The 15,572-nt window shown below is 70.2% G+C and carries 18 protein-coding genes; all 18 read right to left on the bottom strand.

What is annotated here, in order from left to right; translation table 11 throughout:
• Positions 1–17: 17 nt before the first annotated feature.
• A complete protein-coding gene (locus ACFV6H_RS29330; protein ID WP_385548050.1) occupies positions 18–530 on the bottom strand; it encodes an NUDIX domain-containing protein in 513 nt (170 codons plus the stop codon).
• Complete coding sequence (locus ACFV6H_RS29325; protein ID WP_385548047.1) at positions 527–1,873, bottom strand: PH domain-containing protein; 1,347 nt, start codon at positions 1,871–1,873, stop codon at positions 527–529. Before ACFV6H_RS29325 ends, ACFV6H_RS29330 begins: the two co-directional genes overlap by 4 nt.
• Positions 1,870–2,481: a PH domain-containing protein gene (locus tag ACFV6H_RS29320; protein ID WP_385548044.1), complete on the bottom strand. Its 612-nt coding sequence runs from the start codon at positions 2,479–2,481 to the stop codon at positions 1,870–1,872. The genes ACFV6H_RS29325 and ACFV6H_RS29320 overlap by 4 nt, the downstream gene beginning before the upstream one ends.
• Positions 2,478–3,152, bottom strand: coding sequence for a DUF6302 family protein (locus ACFV6H_RS29315; protein ID WP_385548041.1), 675 nt, complete (start codon positions 3,150–3,152; stop codon positions 2,478–2,480). The genes ACFV6H_RS29320 and ACFV6H_RS29315 overlap by 4 nt, the downstream gene beginning before the upstream one ends.
• Positions 3,149–4,051, bottom strand: coding sequence for an endonuclease/exonuclease/phosphatase family protein (locus ACFV6H_RS29310; protein WP_385548038.1), 903 nt, complete (start codon positions 4,049–4,051; stop codon positions 3,149–3,151). The genes ACFV6H_RS29315 and ACFV6H_RS29310 overlap by 4 nt, the downstream gene beginning before the upstream one ends.
• Before the next feature lie 25 nt (positions 4,052–4,076).
• Positions 4,077–5,021 (bottom strand): endonuclease/exonuclease/phosphatase family protein, encoded by a 945-nt coding sequence (locus ACFV6H_RS29305; RefSeq protein ID WP_385548035.1) that lies wholly within the window; start codon positions 5,019–5,021, stop codon positions 4,077–4,079.
• Positions 5,022–5,024: 3 nt separating this feature from the next.
• Positions 5,025–5,963: an endonuclease/exonuclease/phosphatase family protein gene (locus tag ACFV6H_RS29300; RefSeq protein WP_385548032.1), complete on the bottom strand. Its 939-nt coding sequence runs from the start codon at positions 5,961–5,963 to the stop codon at positions 5,025–5,027.
• 137 nt (positions 5,964–6,100) lie between these two features.
• Positions 6,101–6,715, bottom strand: coding sequence for a DUF6624 domain-containing protein (locus tag ACFV6H_RS29295; protein WP_385548029.1), 615 nt, complete (start codon positions 6,713–6,715; stop codon positions 6,101–6,103).
• A complete protein-coding gene (locus ACFV6H_RS29290; protein WP_385548026.1) occupies positions 6,712–7,236 on the bottom strand; it encodes a LuxR C-terminal-related transcriptional regulator in 525 nt (174 codons plus the stop codon). The genes ACFV6H_RS29295 and ACFV6H_RS29290 overlap by 4 nt, the downstream gene beginning before the upstream one ends.
• Before the next feature lie 147 nt (positions 7,237–7,383).
• Complete coding sequence (locus ACFV6H_RS29285) at positions 7,384–8,490, bottom strand: cytochrome P450 (RefSeq protein ID WP_385548023.1); 1,107 nt, start codon at positions 8,488–8,490, stop codon at positions 7,384–7,386.
• A complete protein-coding gene (locus ACFV6H_RS29280) occupies positions 8,487–9,917 on the bottom strand; it encodes a cytochrome P450 (RefSeq protein ID WP_385548020.1) in 1,431 nt (476 codons plus the stop codon). Before ACFV6H_RS29280 ends, ACFV6H_RS29285 begins: the two co-directional genes overlap by 4 nt.
• Positions 9,914–10,504, bottom strand: coding sequence for an ATP/GTP-binding protein (locus ACFV6H_RS29275; RefSeq protein ID WP_385548017.1), 591 nt, complete (start codon positions 10,502–10,504; stop codon positions 9,914–9,916). The genes ACFV6H_RS29280 and ACFV6H_RS29275 overlap by 4 nt, the downstream gene beginning before the upstream one ends.
• Positions 10,485–10,844 carry a DUF742 domain-containing protein gene (locus ACFV6H_RS29270; protein WP_385548014.1) on the bottom strand — a complete coding sequence of 120 codons (360 nt, stop codon included), beginning with the start codon at positions 10,842–10,844 and terminating at the stop codon, positions 10,485–10,487. Before ACFV6H_RS29270 ends, ACFV6H_RS29275 begins: the two co-directional genes overlap by 20 nt.
• Complete coding sequence (locus tag ACFV6H_RS29265) at positions 10,841–11,263, bottom strand: roadblock/LC7 domain-containing protein (RefSeq protein WP_385548012.1); 423 nt, start codon at positions 11,261–11,263, stop codon at positions 10,841–10,843. Before ACFV6H_RS29265 ends, ACFV6H_RS29270 begins: the two co-directional genes overlap by 4 nt.
• Entirely contained in the window at positions 11,260–12,513 is a 1,254-nt protein-coding gene (locus tag ACFV6H_RS29260; RefSeq protein ID WP_385548009.1) for an ATP-binding protein, read from the bottom strand. Before ACFV6H_RS29260 ends, ACFV6H_RS29265 begins: the two co-directional genes overlap by 4 nt.
• Positions 12,513–12,992, bottom strand: a complete 480-nt coding sequence (locus tag ACFV6H_RS29255) for a hypothetical protein (protein WP_385548006.1) — start codon at positions 12,990–12,992, stop codon at positions 12,513–12,515. The genes ACFV6H_RS29260 and ACFV6H_RS29255 overlap by 1 nt, the downstream gene beginning before the upstream one ends.
• A complete protein-coding gene (locus ACFV6H_RS29250) occupies positions 12,989–14,797 on the bottom strand; it encodes a glycoside hydrolase family 15 protein (RefSeq protein WP_385548003.1) in 1,809 nt (602 codons plus the stop codon). The genes ACFV6H_RS29255 and ACFV6H_RS29250 overlap by 4 nt, the downstream gene beginning before the upstream one ends.
• A gap of 178 nt (positions 14,798–14,975) precedes the next feature.
• Positions 14,976–15,374, bottom strand: coding sequence for a hypothetical protein (locus ACFV6H_RS29245; protein WP_385548000.1), 399 nt, complete (start codon positions 15,372–15,374; stop codon positions 14,976–14,978).
• Between the last annotated feature and the right edge of the window lie 198 nt (positions 15,375–15,572).

Raw genomic sequence — 15,572 nt, 5'->3', positions numbered from 1 at the left:
CGCGCTCCTATTCATCGTCAGTGGCTGCGCGGCAGGTAGAGCGTGGTGCCGGTGGTCTGTGCTTTCAGCGCCGCGCGGATGCGGCGCTCCAGTGCAGGTCGGACGAAGCGGCCCAGGTCGCCGGAGGCGACGAGGCGCTTGTCCTTCAGCTCCTGGGGCGGCAGACGGACGCTGTCCCACTCCTGGCGGGTCAGCGGGTCGACTTGCCAGATGTAGTTCTCACCCGCTGGCTTGCCGCGAGCCGGGTCGGCACGGACCGACTCGATCACGAGCAAGCGCAGAGGCCGGCGGTGCAGTCCTGTCTCCTCCAGCAGTTCACGGGTCAGCGCGTGTTCGGGGTCCTCGTCCTGTTCCAGGGCTCCGCCCGGCAGGTACCAGCCCCGGGTGTTGTAGGTGGGCAAGAACAGGGCGATTTCGGCGCCGAGTTGCCACAGGGCGAGCGAGCCGGCCGCCCGGGGGTGCCACCGGGGCGCGTCTGCCTGCAGTTGGCGCCGGTGACGGCGCACGAACGAGGTCACTGATCGGTTCACGAGGCCGCGCCTTGTGGATCGCGCGACGCCAGCGTCCCGGGAACTAGCACTGCGTCCCTCGCGGGGAGGCGTGTCGTCCGGCTGAGGGTCAGCATGCGGGAGGCGATCCGTTGGGCTTCGCCTGCGTCGCGATGGCGCCCGGACAGCACGGGCCCGCCGGCCACAGCCAGGTGCACGGTGGCCAGTCCGAGGCGCCGCTGCCAGGGACCCTGGCTCGTGACGATGTTCTGTGTCTTCGAAGTGGGGCAGAGAGTTCTGACGTTGCGCAGGAAGAGGCCGTGCCACACGCTCACGTGGTCGGAGCTGACGCTGCAGGACAGCACGTGGCTCCAAGGGGTGGCCCAGCGGGCACGGCGTGGGGCCGGTGTCTGAGTGTTCAGCAGCTGTACGCCGTCGGGCCCGTAGAGGTCGGCGATCAGGCGTTCGGCCTCGGCGAGGGTCGCCACGGGCGCGAGGAGGAGGGGGTGGTGGTAGCCCGCGGTCGAGACCAGGATCTGCACCCACCCGCGACGCCGCCACAGGAGGGGTTGGACCAGGGTGACAGCCTGAGTCCGCTGATGGCGGTAGGTCTGGTGCCGCCGGTCGAGCAGGCCGTACTCGGCGCGGTAGCCGCCGGGAGCCGCGGTGAGCGTCCAGCCGTGGTAGCGGGGCCAGCGCCCGTACGTCATCTTCCACACGGCGCCGGCCGATCCTGCCAGGGAGAGCAGGGCGAGCGGCTCGTGGAAGATCAGATAGGGGACCAGCCCACCGATCACCGCGATCCCGGCGCGGACCATGGTGTGGGCTTCCAGCAGGATCGACAGGGCGAGCCGGCGGGCGGGAACGACGAGGAGCGGTGGCTCGGCCAGTTCCTCGGACTCGGCCACCTGTTCGCTCGCGGCGGGCGTGTCGCCGGACATGCGCCGCAGCAGGGCACTGCGGAGCGCTGAGGCGTCGGCTTCGCTCAGGTAGCTCAACGTCGCGCTCTGCCCCGAAACGGACAGGCGGAGGCTGCATACGCCGATCCACCGGCCGAGGAGGGGGCGGTGGACGTCGGCTGCCTGGAGGTGGTCGAGGACGAAGCGGTGCCGCCGGTGGAAGAGGATGCCGGTACGTACGTGGAGGGCGTCGTCGGTCAGCTGGTAGGAGGTCTTCCTCCAGGACAGGTAGCCGTAAACGGCGCCGGCCAGGGAGACGGCTGCGGCGGCGAGGGCGAGGACCCAGCGGGGCCAACCCTCGGCGGACTTGACCCACGATTCGGCGTCCCGGAAGAAGAACAGGACGGCTCCGGTGATGGTGGCCAAGGCGCGGCGCCACGGTGTGATGGGGTGAAGGCGCCCTTCGAGGACGGCGGGCTCGGTCACAGGGCGACCTGCTGGTCCTGGGCGGCGCGCAGCAGTTGGTCGCGGATCTCGTCCGCCACGCTGACGTCCATGTTGTGCAGCCAGAAGCTGTGGAAGGAGCCGGTGGCCACGATGACCGACACCAGCTGGTAGCGGCGCTGAAGCGGACCGGACTCGACTTCAACGGACTGGATGCGTCCGTACGGAAGGATCTCCAGCGTGCGGCGCCACAGGCCCGTTTGAATCCACAGCTCCTGGTCGGCGAGGTGGAAGCCGGTCCGCGCCCAGCGAGCAGGCAGACGCGCGAACCGCACCAGCCCTACGGCGGCCACCACGCCCGCCGCGCACCACCCCGGCCAGGGGGGAACCGAAGCCCACAGGCGGGGAACGAGCGCTGCCCCGAGGCCGCCGACGACCAGGACCGCGCCGGCGGTGAACAGCACCGTGGCCGCCCGCCATACGGTCAGGGCCCGGCGGGGGAGGCGGGTGAAGGCCTTCCCATGAGCAGAGAAGGTCCTCGCGGAGGCGGACTCCCGCGCGGCGGGCGCACCTTGGGCGGGAACGGCGGCTTCCAGCGTGTCGTCCGAGGGCTGGGGGCGCTGAGCGGGTGCGGGCGGGTTCGTGGTCATCGTTGGTCCTGTGAGGTGCGGTGAATGACGTGAGGGCAGGGGATGTCGCCGATCAGCGGCCAGGTGCCGCGGGCCGCTGACACCAGCACGGTGATCAGAACGCCCATCAAGATCACGGCCAGGCAGCCGCCGACGTCGCGAAGCGTCGACAGCAGCGGGTCCTTGTTCCAGGCGCGTGCGCCGGTCCTGTCCGCTCCGCTCGTCGCGGATTCCGGAAGCGGGTCGAACATCGAGACGCGGTGGAGGAAGGTGGCGATCGCGGACGGCGCGTACCCGAAGTACCTGCCGCGCTCCGCGTCGGTCTGGGGCTGCCGTGGGCCCCAGTTGACGGTGTGGCAGGTGTCGCGGTGGACCGACAGGCCGAGTCGAACGCGCGGGAACCCAGGCTGGCCCCGAAGGGCTGCCCAGACGCGTACGGCATCGGTCACGCTGCCCACCGACAGGTAGCCGCCGCTGCGGCTGCCGCCGGCGGGCACCGCGAGGAGTACGGCGCCGTCCGTCTTCACGCCGACCGCGCAGTCGAGGAGGCCCGGGTCGGCGAGGCGCTCCCGGAACCAGGCGTAGTCCTCCGCGCACTCCTCGGGAGAGGGGCGGCACAGCGTGGCGGCGATGTGCGCGAGCGCGGTGCGGAGGATGCGGAGCCCGGGTCCTTTGGCGTTGCCATCGGTCATGCCGCCCGACTGATCGGGTTGTTGAGGATGTCCGTGAGCGTGTCCCGGTCCAGGCGCAGCAGGACCGTGTGGTGGTCGGACAGGCCCTTCGTGTCGATGACCTCGACCGCGCGGACGGCGGGCAGGAGTTCCTTGCTGACGTAGATCCGGTCGATGCGCGCGTCCGGGCCGTGGGTGTCACAGGCGTCGACCGTCGGCGCCACGGCACTGGTGTCGCCCGTGGTGTCGACGAGGTGGCGGGCGACGTCCTGGAGGCCGGCGGTGCGCAGGGTGTCGTCCGGGCGGTCGTCCATCCGGCGCACGCCGTCCGGCCCGATGTAGGAGCGGTGCACCCGGTGGGGTTCGTCGCGAATCTCCTCCAGGACGGGCAGAGCCGGGTCGCCGGGAGTGCCGGCGACGGGGTAGCTGTTGTTGTCGCCGCCGAGCAGCACGGGGTGGTGGACGTACCGGTCGCCGTGCTTGTCCTTCACCCACTTGTCGTTCCACTTGGTCAGCCACTCGGCCTCCGAGAGGCGTGTGGTGGTGGAGCAGTAGTTGAGGTGGTAGGAGCCGACGATCAGCGGGACCGCGCCGGGGGCGGTGCCGGCGAGTTGCAGGCTGCGCACGGTCGGCGGGAGCACCCACATCGGGCCGGTCTTCGGGAACTCGCCGACCGCAGTGAAGAGGTTCGGGTCGTGGTAGAGGGCGGTGCAGCACTCGGCGCCGATCAGGCCGGCCATGCCGAGCACTTCTTCGGCCGCGTCCGCGAGCTCGTTGTCGTTGTCCTGTGCGTTCCACATCTCCTGTCGCAGGAGCAGATGCAGGTCGAGCGACGCCAGCTTGTCGTGCATCTGCTGCCACAATGCGCGGTCGCCGCCGCCGTTGTTTTCGAAGTTGCAGATTGCCGCGTTGATGAGCATGGAGCTTCCCCCAGAGGCAGAGGTGTCAGCGGGTGGGCGTGAGGATCTGGCGGAGGATGTCGAGGTCGAAGCGCGCGACCAGGAGGGCGTGGTCGGACACCTCCCGTACCTCGTCGGTGGCCACGGCTTCGAAGGAGATGAGGGCCGGGGCGAGGTCGGGGGTGCAGTACATGCGGTCGATGCGCTGAGCGGGCCCCTGGTCGGTGCGCTTCAGGCTTGCCGTCGCCGCGAGCGCGCCGGGCTGGCCGAGGGTGGTGCCGGCGTGCAGGCCGAGGTCGGTGAAGACCGGGTTGCCGCCGGTGAGGATCTCGTCCGGCCGGGTGTCCGAGACGCGCCGGCCGTCGCGCTCGATGGTGCGGTGCTGGTAGTGGACGCGGTCCTCGATCTTGTCCCAGTCCGGGAGCGCCACGGACTCCAGCGCCGTCTGGTGCGGATAGCTGTTCGCGTCCATTCCCACCAGGGCGGTGCGGCCGTTGTCGGCGAGGGTGGTGAGCCGCCTCGCCTCTGTCGCGCGCGTGTCCGGGTCGAAGTGGCACAGGTGCGCCGACGCCAGATCGAGCGGCTTCGGACACCCCTTGAGGCGGACGCGCGGATTAGTGATCGGCTTCCACGACAGGTCGTGCTCGAACACGCCGTCGACGAAGAACAGGGCGGGATCGACCATCACGCCCACCGGGTTGCGGCTACGTCCCTCCCGCGGCGCGGGCATGAACGGCGTGAGGCCGCCGAGCCGGTTGGCCTCGGAGTATAGGTCCGCCTTGCCGTTGTCCCAGGCTCCGGTCAGCTCCTGGCGCATCACTATGTGCGGTTCGACGGAGGCGAGGATGTCGCGGGCCAGGTCGCGGTGGTCGTCGCCTCCATGCCGGCCGCGGCCGTTGTGCTCGATGTTCCAGCAGACGACGCGCAGTTCATCGGCCACGTGCTGCTTCTCCTCGCTGACGGTTTTGACGGTGGATGGGGGCGGCGGCATGGTTCACCGGCCCGGGGTGAGCGCGTGGCGGAAGGCCGTGCGGTCGAAGGTGGCCACGACCAGGGCGTGGTCGGAGACCTCGGCGACCGCGTCGTCGGCGAAGACCTCCAGCGACTTCAGGGCCGGTGCGAGGTCGGGCGTGCAGTACATCCGGTCGATGCGGCTGCGGTGCCCCTGGTCCTTCCGCCACAGGCTCGCGGTCGCCTCCAGTCCGCCGGGCTGTCCGAGTTCGGTGGCGGCGTGATGGCCGAGCTCGACGAAGACGCGTCCGCCCCCCGGCTTGGTGCTGGCGAGGACCTCGTCGGGGATCGTGTCGGAGACCCGGCCAGCCGCGGTGCGGATCGTGCGGTGCTCGAAGTGCGCGGGGTCCTTGACCTCGGCCCAGTCCGGCAGCGGCACGCTCTCGTCGGCGCCGCGGTGCGGGTAGGAGTTGCAGTCCCCACCGATGACGGCGGTCCGTTTCTGCCCGCCGAGGGTGACCAGACGCTTGGCCTCGGTCTCGCGGGTGGCGGGGTCGTAGGAGCAGAGGTGGAACGAGGCCAGGGAGAGCGGCTTGATGGCCTCGGTGTCGCCGCGCAGCGTGACAACTGGGTTGCAGATCGGGTGCCAACCGTTCGTGACGTGCGTGTACTCCGCGTGCAAGGCGAACGTGTTCGGGTCGAAGAGAACACCGGTCGGGTTGGGGCTCTCGGGGTTGCCCGGGGCCATCACCGCGGACAGGCCGAGCTTCTTGCCCTCCTCGTGCAGGTGGCGCCTCCCGTCGAGGTGCGCGAGCGTCAGCTCCTGGCGCAGCACGATGTGCGGCCGGTGAGCGCGCAGGACCTCGTGCGCCAGGTGTCGGCGCCGGTCGTCGCCGCCGGCGGTGTGGCCAGGCAGGCCGTTGTGCTCGACATTCCAGGAGGCGATGCGGATCACATCGGCCTCGGCGGTGGGAAGGTTCAAGGATTAACTCCCGGTGCGGGTTGATGGACGACGGTCCCCGTCGGAGATCGGCGGGATGGACGGCTGCGGAATGCACCCGCCGTCGCGGTCGGGCGCTCGCGCGGACGACGGCGCCCGGGGGAGGGGCCGGTTGCGGCTCATGTCCTGGTCCCGGCCAGCACGAGGACGTCCAGATCGTCTCCGGCCGGTAACGAGCTGCTCTTGCCGGACAGGCGTTCGCACAGCAGCTGGAGTTGCTCGGCGTACGGGAGCAGGCCGACCTGTGCACGCCGGGCGTCGAGCTGATCGGGGTCTTGGACCGGGTAGAGCTCCAGCTGTCCGTCGGGCTGTTGGCGATGCTGCGTTCCGTAGGCCTGCGGCTTCCCGTCGCGCGCGAGGCATCGGTCGTACAGGCGAGCCCACTGGCCGGGGGTCGCCTCGTGTCGTTGGGCGGCTTCACGGACCGTGCGTAGGAAGGAGTCCTGGGCGCGGGGGTCGTGCTCGGCGTGCAGCGCGAGCGTCAGCGCGGCCCGCGCGGCTTCGTCCCCTACGAGGCTGTGGCCGGGCCAACCGTGGGCGGAGATGATCCGTTCGAGCAGCTGGGTGTTGGCCCGGTCCGCGAGCAGCGCGGTGTCGAGCGCCGTCGGCGCCCGCCCCTGCGGGGGCGTGGCCGTCGCGCGGGCGCCTCGCCAGTTCTCGTGTGCGGCGTGCGCGCGCTGGATGAGGTCCTGGGCGATGTCCGGCCGCTGGGGCTGGGAAGACGGCGTCGTCATCGCGCACTTCCGGAGACGGGGTGGTGCGGGCTCGTCGGAGACGGCACGGCCGCCGTACCCGGTTCCAGGGCCGTGCGGGTGCTCAGGAGCTTCCAGGCGTGGGCCAGGCCGATCAGATGGCTGGAGTTGAGGGCGCCGGCCCTCTCGACCAGGTCGCGGATGCGCGTTGTCACCAGCACCGGTGCGATGCGCGCGGCCGCGGCGATCTCGTCGTTCTCCGAACAGGTGGCGACAGCGTGCAGCAGCCGCAGCTCGTCCTCGGTGAAGTCCGGCACGGTGGCCGGCGCGTCGGGGGCGCACGCCTGCCCACTGGCCAGGGCGGCGTGCACTTTGGCCGGACGGGAGGTGACGCCGAATTTGTGGCCGATGCTCATCACGTGCCCAGCCAGCGTGCCGGTCTTCATGCCGAGCTCCGTGGCGGCCTGCTGGTTGCTGAGGCCAGCGGCGATCTTCTCGACGACGCGCTGCTGGGTGGGGGTCAGGGTGCTCAGCTCATCTGCTGAGCGCAGGATGGCGACCATGGCTCGTCCTTACTCGAGAGGCGGGCTTGGCGGTGGGGGCGGAGGGATGGCAGGGCGTGTCCGCTGCCGGCGGCCGCGGCGCACCGAAGTGGTGCGCCGCGGCCAATACCGGTGGTCTCGGTTCCGGGCGGGAGAGACGCCGGAACTTCAGGCCTGGCTCGGCGCCGGGGAGAGGACGACGTCCAGGCTCTGGAATCCGTTGGCGACGAACGACTCCTGTGGCAGGGGCGGCTGGTCGGGGTGGGCGAGCGCCAGGTTGGGGAAGTTGCCGAACAGCGCGCGAAGAGCGATGTCCGCCTCCATGCGGGCCAGGGGCGCGCCGAGGCAGAAGTGCGGTCCGTGGCCGAAGGCCAGGTGCTCCTTGTTGGCCCGGGTGGCGTCGAAGGTGTCGGCGTCCCGGCCGTGCACGGCCGGGTCGCGGCCGGCGGCGCCGAAGCCGAGGATGATGGCCTCTCCCTGCTTGATGAGGACGCCGCCTCCGAGGTCGATGTCCTCCACCGCGTACCGCAGCGGCATGTGTTCGATCGGTCCCTCGCTGCGCAGGGTCTCCTCGATCACGTCGGCCCAGGTCACCGCTTCGGTGCGCAGCAGCGCGAGCTGGTCGGGGTTGGACAGGAGCGCGTGGGCCGCCTTGAGGATCAGGTTCACGGCCGTTTCCGATCCCGCCCCGACCATGAGGATGCACGTCCCGATCAGCTGTTCCTCGTCGAGTCGCCCTTCGGTGTCCCAAGCGGCGATCAGGTCGCTGGTCATGTCCTTGTCCGGGTGGGCGCGCTTGTCCGCGATGAGGGCCCTCATGCAGGCCACGAGGTCGAGGTAGTCGGCCTGGGCTTGCTCGGGGCTGGCCGCGGTGTGCAGCGCGGCGTCGATGACGCGCCGCATCCAGGGCCGCATCTGGGAGGGCACGCCGAACAGGTCGCAGATCACCTCGGTGGGCACCATGTAGGCGAACGTGGCACGCAGGTCGACGCTGTGTCCGGGCTCGACGGCGATGAGGTCGGTGATCAGCCGGTCGACGATCCTCTGGACCTTCGGGCGGAGGGCTTCGGTCCGCCGGGGGGTGAAGGCGGTGGAGATCAGGCCGCGCAGCCGCCGGTGCTCGGGCCCGTAGGAGTTGAAGGCGCTCTCCGGCAGGACCAGCGCGTTCAGCGGCCAGTCCGGGGATATCTCGGAAAGTGCGGGCCAGTGCTGGCGGGGGTCGCGGGATACCCGCCGGTCACTGGTCAGGGACTTGATCTGGTCGAGGCGGGTCACCGACCACGCAATGACGCCACCAGGGAGCGCCACCTGGATGGCCGGGCCCTGCGCGCGGAGGCTGGCGGCCTCGGCGTGGAGGGCGCTGCCGGTGGGGTCCAGGACGGGGCACTGTCGGAGTGCTGCTGATTCCATGTCGGAGCTCCAGATCCAGAAGAAGTCGGGGCGGGAGAGGGAGGGAACCGTGCGGGCAGTGCGGTGAGGGTGCGGTGGAAGGGCCCCGGTCGCCAGGTCAGGTCCGCGGCGTCGAGGCCCAGCTGCACGTCAGGGAGTTGGTCGAGCAGCGTTTCGACGGCCACCTCGGCGATGACGCCGGCCAGGTCCTGGGCCGGGCAGACGTGCGGCCCCGCGCTGAACGCCAGGTGCGCGTGGTTGGCGGCGCGGTGCCCGCTGCTCGCTTCAGCGCTGAGCCGGGCGTTGGCCGCCGCGAGGCTGACCAGGACGGGCACGCCCGGGGGAACGATGAACTGCCGTCCGTGCCGGTCACGCAGGCCGTACTCGCGGGTCGCGTAGTGGAAGCAGAAGTTCGACATGGGCGACTTGGACCACAGCACGTCGTTAAGCGCGTCCCCGATGGTCAGGCTGCCGCCGGACAGGTCGCCGGCGAACCGGTCGTCGGTGAGCATCATCATGAGCGTGCTGGAGATCCAGGCCGACATCGGGACTGTCCCCGCGCCGATGAGGACGACGAGCTGGTGGACCATCTCCTCGTCGGTGAGGCGGGCCGGGTGTTCCAGGAGCCAGGACGTCAGGTCGGCACCTGGTCGCTCACGTTTGGCCGCGATCAGTTGACCCAGGAGAGCGGCCAGGTTCGCCCCGCCGGCCTGCGCTGCGGCCGGCTCGGCGTCGATCATCTGGGAGCAGGCAGCGGCCATGTCCGCCACCCATTCGTCGGGACAGCCGAAGAGCTGGGTGAACACCAGTACCGGCAGCCGGACGGCGTAGTCGGCGGCCAGGTCGGCCCTGCCAGCCGGAGCGACCTGCTGGATGAGGCCGACAGCGCTCGCCTGGACGAAATGGCGCAGTTGGTGCGCGTCGACCCGGGCCAGGCAGTCGTCCGCGGCCTGGCGAAGCCGCCGGTGCCGGTCGGCGTCGGCGTACAGCAGTGACGGGCGCCAGGCCATCATCGGCAGCAGCTCGCTGTCCGCGGGCACCAGTCCCTGGTTCAGCGCCTCCCACCGGCGCGCGTCCTTGCTGAAGTAGGGGCTGCGCAGCACCTCCAGGGCGCAGCTGTAGTCCGTGATCACGATGGCCTGGATCCCCTGGGGCAGTTCGATCCAGGAGGCGGGGCCCTGCTGGTGCAGGAGTCGGTAGGTGCTCTCGGGATCGGCCGCGAAGTCCGGCCCGTACAAGGGCGGCAGACCGGTGGGCTGGTGGGCCGGGCAGCCCGGTGGCGGCACGGCGGCGTGGGCGGGATAAGACGTCACACGGACTCCTGGGTGCGGGTCAGGTGCTTGACGAGAGTGATCAGCGTGTGGACCACCGAAGCGCGGTCACGCGCGTCGCAGGTGACCAGCGGTGTATCGGGCGCCAGGTCGAGGGCCTCGCGCAGTTCCTCTTCGGGGAACTCGGGCGAGTCGGAGAAGACGTTCAGCGCCACCACGTACGGCAGTCCGCGCCGCTCGACCAGGCCCATCGCCTCGAAGGAAGCCTCAAGACGACGGCAGTCCACCAGGACGATGACGCCGTAGGCGCCCTGGGCGAGCTCGTTCCAGATCGGCGAGAAACGGCTCTGTCCCGGTGTCCCGAACAGGTACAGGGCGACGTCGTCTCCGAGGGTGATCCGCCCGAAGTCCAGCGCCACCGTGGTGGTCGTCTTGCCGTGGATGCCGGCCAGACTGTCCACTGCGGCGCCGGCCTGCGTCATGAGTTCCTCGGTGCGCAGCGGCTCGATCTCGCTGACGGCGTCGATCAGGGTCGTCTTGCCGACCCCAAACGGCCCCACCACCAAGATCTTCGCCGTGTTCTCGACGGATTCGCGCACGTAGATGCCGTCATAGACGCTCGAGGCCATGCAGCACCTTCTCCATGAGGTCGCCGGGGGGCAGGGTGGCTTTGGGCGGGGGGCGGCGGGCGACGAGGTGGCCGGTGTCGATGAGGTCCGCGACGAGGACCTTGGTGACGATCATCGGCAGCTGGGTGCGGGAGGCGACTTCGGCGATGGAGAGGTAGCCCCCGGCGCACAGTTCGACGATGCTCGTCAGCTCCGGGCCGAACCCGGTCACAGGGCGGTCGCCGGGGGCGACCACCAGAGTGACCATGTCCAAGACGGGCGCGTTGCGCGACGGGGCGGCCCGGCCGCCCGTGATGACGTACTGCCGCACGATGTCGGTGCGGGCGCGCCTCGGCGTCACGTGGGGCTGCCGTCTTCCTGGCGCGGTGTGCTGACCATCTCCCGGCCGAGCTGGCCCACCACCGTATGCATCGTCATGACCACCACGGCGATGTCCACATTGCTGGATGTCGCCGCCGCCAGGTAGGTGCCGTCGGCCGCGCCGATCATGATGACGTAGCCGCCGTCGAACTCCATCAGGCTCTGCCGCCACGAGCCGGTGCTCGACCGGCAGAACTCCGCTGTGGCGGTGCTGGTCGCCTTGACCCCGGATAGCGCGGCGGCCACCCGCTCGGCCATGGCCCGGTTCATCCCCTCCGAACAGGCCCGCAGGAGGCCGTCGCCGCTCACCAGCAGGGCGTCGTAGACCTCCGGCTGGGCGAGGATCTGGTTGAGCATCCAGGCCAGTTGCTTGCTCTGGTCGTTCGCGGTGCCGGTCATGCGGAAGTGTTCCCTTCACTGGTTGGCGTGCTGCGGCCGGCCTGCGAGCCGCGCACGAAGGCGCTGAACGGGACGGCGGCCTGCTCGGGGCTCTGCCCCGTGACAGCTGGAGCGTCAGCGGAGTGGCTGTCTGCCGGATCCTGGCGGCGCCGCTTGGGCAGGCCATGAGCCGTTGAACCCACCGGCTCGACAGGGCCGGCAGAACTGGGGGCCGGAAGATGCACAGCTCTCTCGCCCCTCGCGGCTCGTTGGGTGTCGACGTCGGTGAGAGTGGCGCTGGGCAGGTAGACCACGGCGCGCACCCCGCCGTACGGAGAGGGGGTGTCGACCGAGGCGCTGAAGCCGTAGCGCCGGGCCAGAGCCCCGATCACCGGGAACCCGATCTTCGGCGGGGTGCCGAGGCGGGTGATGTCGATCGGGTGTTCCGCGGCGAGGAAGTAGCGGGCCCGCTCGCGGTCTCCCGGCGGCAGGCTGACGCCCGCGTCGTCGATGACGATGGACAGACCGTTGTGAGCCTGCTGGAACTGGACCTGGACCACCGTGTCGGGGTGTGAGTACCGGGTGGCGTTCTCCAAGAGCTCGGCCAGGGCGATCACGAGGCCCTCGACGGAGCGGCCGACCACCGCCCGGTTGCTTTCGGGCTGGGCGATGTCGACGCGGCGGTAGTCCAAGATCCGCCCAACAGCGCCGCGCACCACGTCGAACACCGGCGTGGCGTCGTGCTGCCGTCCAGGCCAGGCACCGCAGGCCACGGCGAGCGACTGGGTGCGGCGCAGGACCTGGGCAGTGGTGTGATCGAACACCATCAGGTCAGCGACCACCTCCGGGGAGTCGTAGCGGCCGATCATGTCGGTGACGGCCACCTGCTGGCCGTTGACCAGGCTCTGCAGCGTGCGGGTGACCGCGAGCAGCGTCCCCTGGCTGACCTGTCCGGCGCGGTCCCTGGCTTCCGCCAGGACCCGCGCCAACTGCTCCTCCACGGTGCGCAGATGCTTGGTGAAGTCGTCGAGCGGGGGCCGTGCCGGGGGGAGGGGCTGCCCTTGGGCGATGGCGTAGGCGATGGCCGGCAACCGTGTTTCGTTCAGCTCGGCCAGTGCCGCGTCCCGCAACTGGAGTTCCGCTGTGGCCGCGTGGCCCTGGTCGCGCAGCTGCTGCTTGGTGGCCACCAGGCGGCGTCCGACGAGCGCCGTGGCGAGCACGAAGACCCCAGTCAGGGCCCATGGAGCTGCGTCCGCTATCTCGTTGATCATCAAGCCCTCACAGGGATACGGGAGAGGGGGCCGGGTTCAGCGTCGGCCCGAGAGGCGGAGGGGTATGCCCCGCCGGCGACGGAGACTGATTCCCGCGCGGCCAGCGCGAAGTTCAGCAGCAGCGGGGCGGTGAATGCGCAGCCGACTTCGTTGCCGAATCGGGCCCAGTGCAGGGTTCCGGGTCCCGAGGAGGACACCGGCGGAATGCGCAGCCACCCCTTGTTCTGGAAGTGGGCCACCGACGGCCAGCGCGGTTCTTCCGACCCGGTCGGAAGCACCAGGCTCCATCGCCCGTTGTCCGCGACGGCGGCACCAACCGGATGAGGCCGGCGATAGGCGAACCTCGCGAGGACTGCCCGGGCGTGCACTTCGGGCAGGGTGACGACCTCGAATCGCTCACCGACTGCCACGGTGACGGGACGGGTGACGGCGAGGGCGTCGGGGAAGAGTCCTCGCAGCGTTTCGTTGTGCGAGCTCATGCCGCCTCCGCGAGTTCGAGGGCATGCTGCAGGCGCAATGCGGTGTCGATGAGCGGAACGTGGCTGAACGCCTGGGGAAAGTTCCCGACCTGGCGCTTCAGCCGCGGGTCCCATTCCTCGGCGAGCAGTCCCAGGTCGTTGCGCAGGGCGAGGAGCTTCTCGAACAGGTCGCGGGCCTCGTCCAGGCGGCCGATCATGGCGAGGTCGTCGGCCATCCAGAAGGAGCAGGCCAGGAAGGCGCCCTCGTCACCGGGAAGCCCGTCGAGGCCCGCTCCCGGGCCGCCGGTGCGGTAGCGCAGGATGAACCCGTCCTCGGTGGACAGCTCCCGCTGGATCGCCTCGATGGTGCCGATGACGCGCTTGTCCTCGGGAGGCAGGAAGCCGACCTGGGGGATGAGCAGCAGCGACGCGTCCAGCTCCTTGGAGCCGTACGACTGCGTGAACGTGTTGCGCTCCCAGTCGAATCCCTTGGCGCAGACGTCCCGGTGTATGGCGTCGCGCAGCTCACGCCACTGCTGAAGCGGTCCGACCGCACGACCGGATTCGATCAGCTTGACGGTGCGGTCGACGGCGACCCATGCCATGACCTTGGAGTGGACGAAGTGCCGGCGCGGGCCGCGAACTTCCCAGATGCCTTCGTCCGGCTCGGTCCAGTGTTCTTGCAGATAGGCGATCATCTTGAGTTGCAGGGCGGCCGCGTGGTCGTTGGGGGCCAGGCCGGCGCGGTCGGCCAGGTGCAGCGCTTCGATGGTCTCGCCGTAGACGTCCAGCTGGAGCTGGCCGGCGGCGCCGTTGCCGATACGGACTGGGGAAGATCCCTCGTATCCGCTCAGCCAGTCCAGCTCCGCCTCGACGAGTTCGCGTTCTCCGGCGATGCCGTACATGATCTGCAAGTTCTCGGGGTCCCCGGCGACCGCCCGCAACAGCCACTCGCGCCAGGCGTGCGCCTCCTGGCGGTAGCCGGTACGCAGCAGCGAGGAAAGAGTGATCGCCGCGTCCCGCAGCCAGGTGTAGCGGTAGTCCCAGTTTCGTACGCCGCCGATTTCCTCGGGCAGGGACGTGGTCGGGGCCGCGACGATCCCTCCCGTCGGGGCGTAGGTGAGCGCCTTCAGCGTGATCAACGAACGGACCACCGCGTCCCGGTGCGGGCCGCGGTAGGTGCACTGCTCGACCCATCCACGCCAGAAATCGGCGGTCGCTTCCAGGGCCGAGTACGGCTCCGGTAGCGGCGGCTCGCCCCTGTGCGACGGCTGCCAGCTGATGGTGAACGCGATCCGCTCGCCAGGCCGGACGGTAAAGTCCGCGTACGTCGTCTGGTCCTCGCCTCGCGTATGGGCCGCGGTGTCCAACCAGACCGAGTCGGGGCCCGCCACAGCCGCGGTGCGGTCACCAACCTTGTGGACCCAGGGCACCACACGTCCGTAGGAGAACCTCATCCGCAGCGCGGACCTCATTTGCACCTGGCCACTCAGGCCCTCCACGATCCGGACCAGTTGCGGCGCCCCGTCACGCGGCGGCATGAAGTCCGTGACGCGGACCGTGCCCTGGAGGGTGTCCCACTCCGAGCTCAGGATTAGGGAATCGTCGACGTAACTGCGCCGGTCCGCGGTGGGCGGATTCACTCCGTCGGCACACGCCGGTCCGATGCGCCAGAAGCCGTTCTCTTCGTTGTCAAGCAGCCCAGCGAGGACCGCGGGGGAGTCGAAGCGGGGCAGGCACAGCCAGTCGATGCTGCCGTCACGGCAGACCAGGGCAGCGGTCTGCATGTCCCCAATGAGTGCGTAGTCCTCGATACGCCCAGCCATGGAATGTCCGTCTCGGTAGGTGCGGGTGTTCCCGGGGCCTGCGGCACAGGGCGGGAACACGGATGGGTACGGGAGTGATACGCGGCTCGCCATCCCAGCGGTGACGCGCGGGACCGCCGGGGAGCCAGGCTCGACGAGCGGCACCGAACTCCAGTGAGGATGTGTGCCAGCGCGTTCGTCACCGGGCCACGACCGTCGCGTTGAAGTCGCTGACGTCCACCGCGGTGCAGCCCTGGAGCGATAGCACCTGACGCGTCGCCAGGATCCAGCGGATAGCGGGATCGTCGTAGGAGACCTTGACCAGGTCGTCACCCGGGACCGGCAGCAAGGTCCTCTGGTCGTAGAGAATGCCCGCCACACCCCAGGACATCGGCCGTTCGACCCAGGCGGCCACGTGCTTCTGCAGGTGGGGGCAGTGCTTGACCGCGATGAGTGCGCATGGCGGGCAGACAGGGGCGGCGGTGGTCAGCTCTCCCTCGCCCACGGGCTGGCCGACGTCCTTGAGCACGAAGAGCTGCCGCTCCGGATCCTGCTCCAGAGTGTCCGTACCGCAGACCTGACACAACAGCCTGCTCACCGCGCGTCGCTGACGCAGGGCGTGGACCGTAGGGAACAGGGCCCTGCCCGCACCCGCGCCGATTGTCTGCCTGACCCACAACACCCCGTCCGCGTCGCGGTCATAGGGCATCTCGTCGGCGAAGCCAATTCCCTTTCCGCTCGGATGCCGCACCACCGCAGGAGTGCGGTGCTTTTCGGCACTCCACGCAGTGACGTA

It is taken from the genome of Streptomyces sp. NPDC059743, assembly GCF_042732975.1.
Taxonomy (GTDB): Bacteria; Actinomycetota; Actinomycetes; order Streptomycetales; family Streptomycetaceae; genus Streptomyces.
Note: the sequence above shows the minus strand (reverse complement) of the source record. Positions and strands in the feature narration are given on the sequence as shown.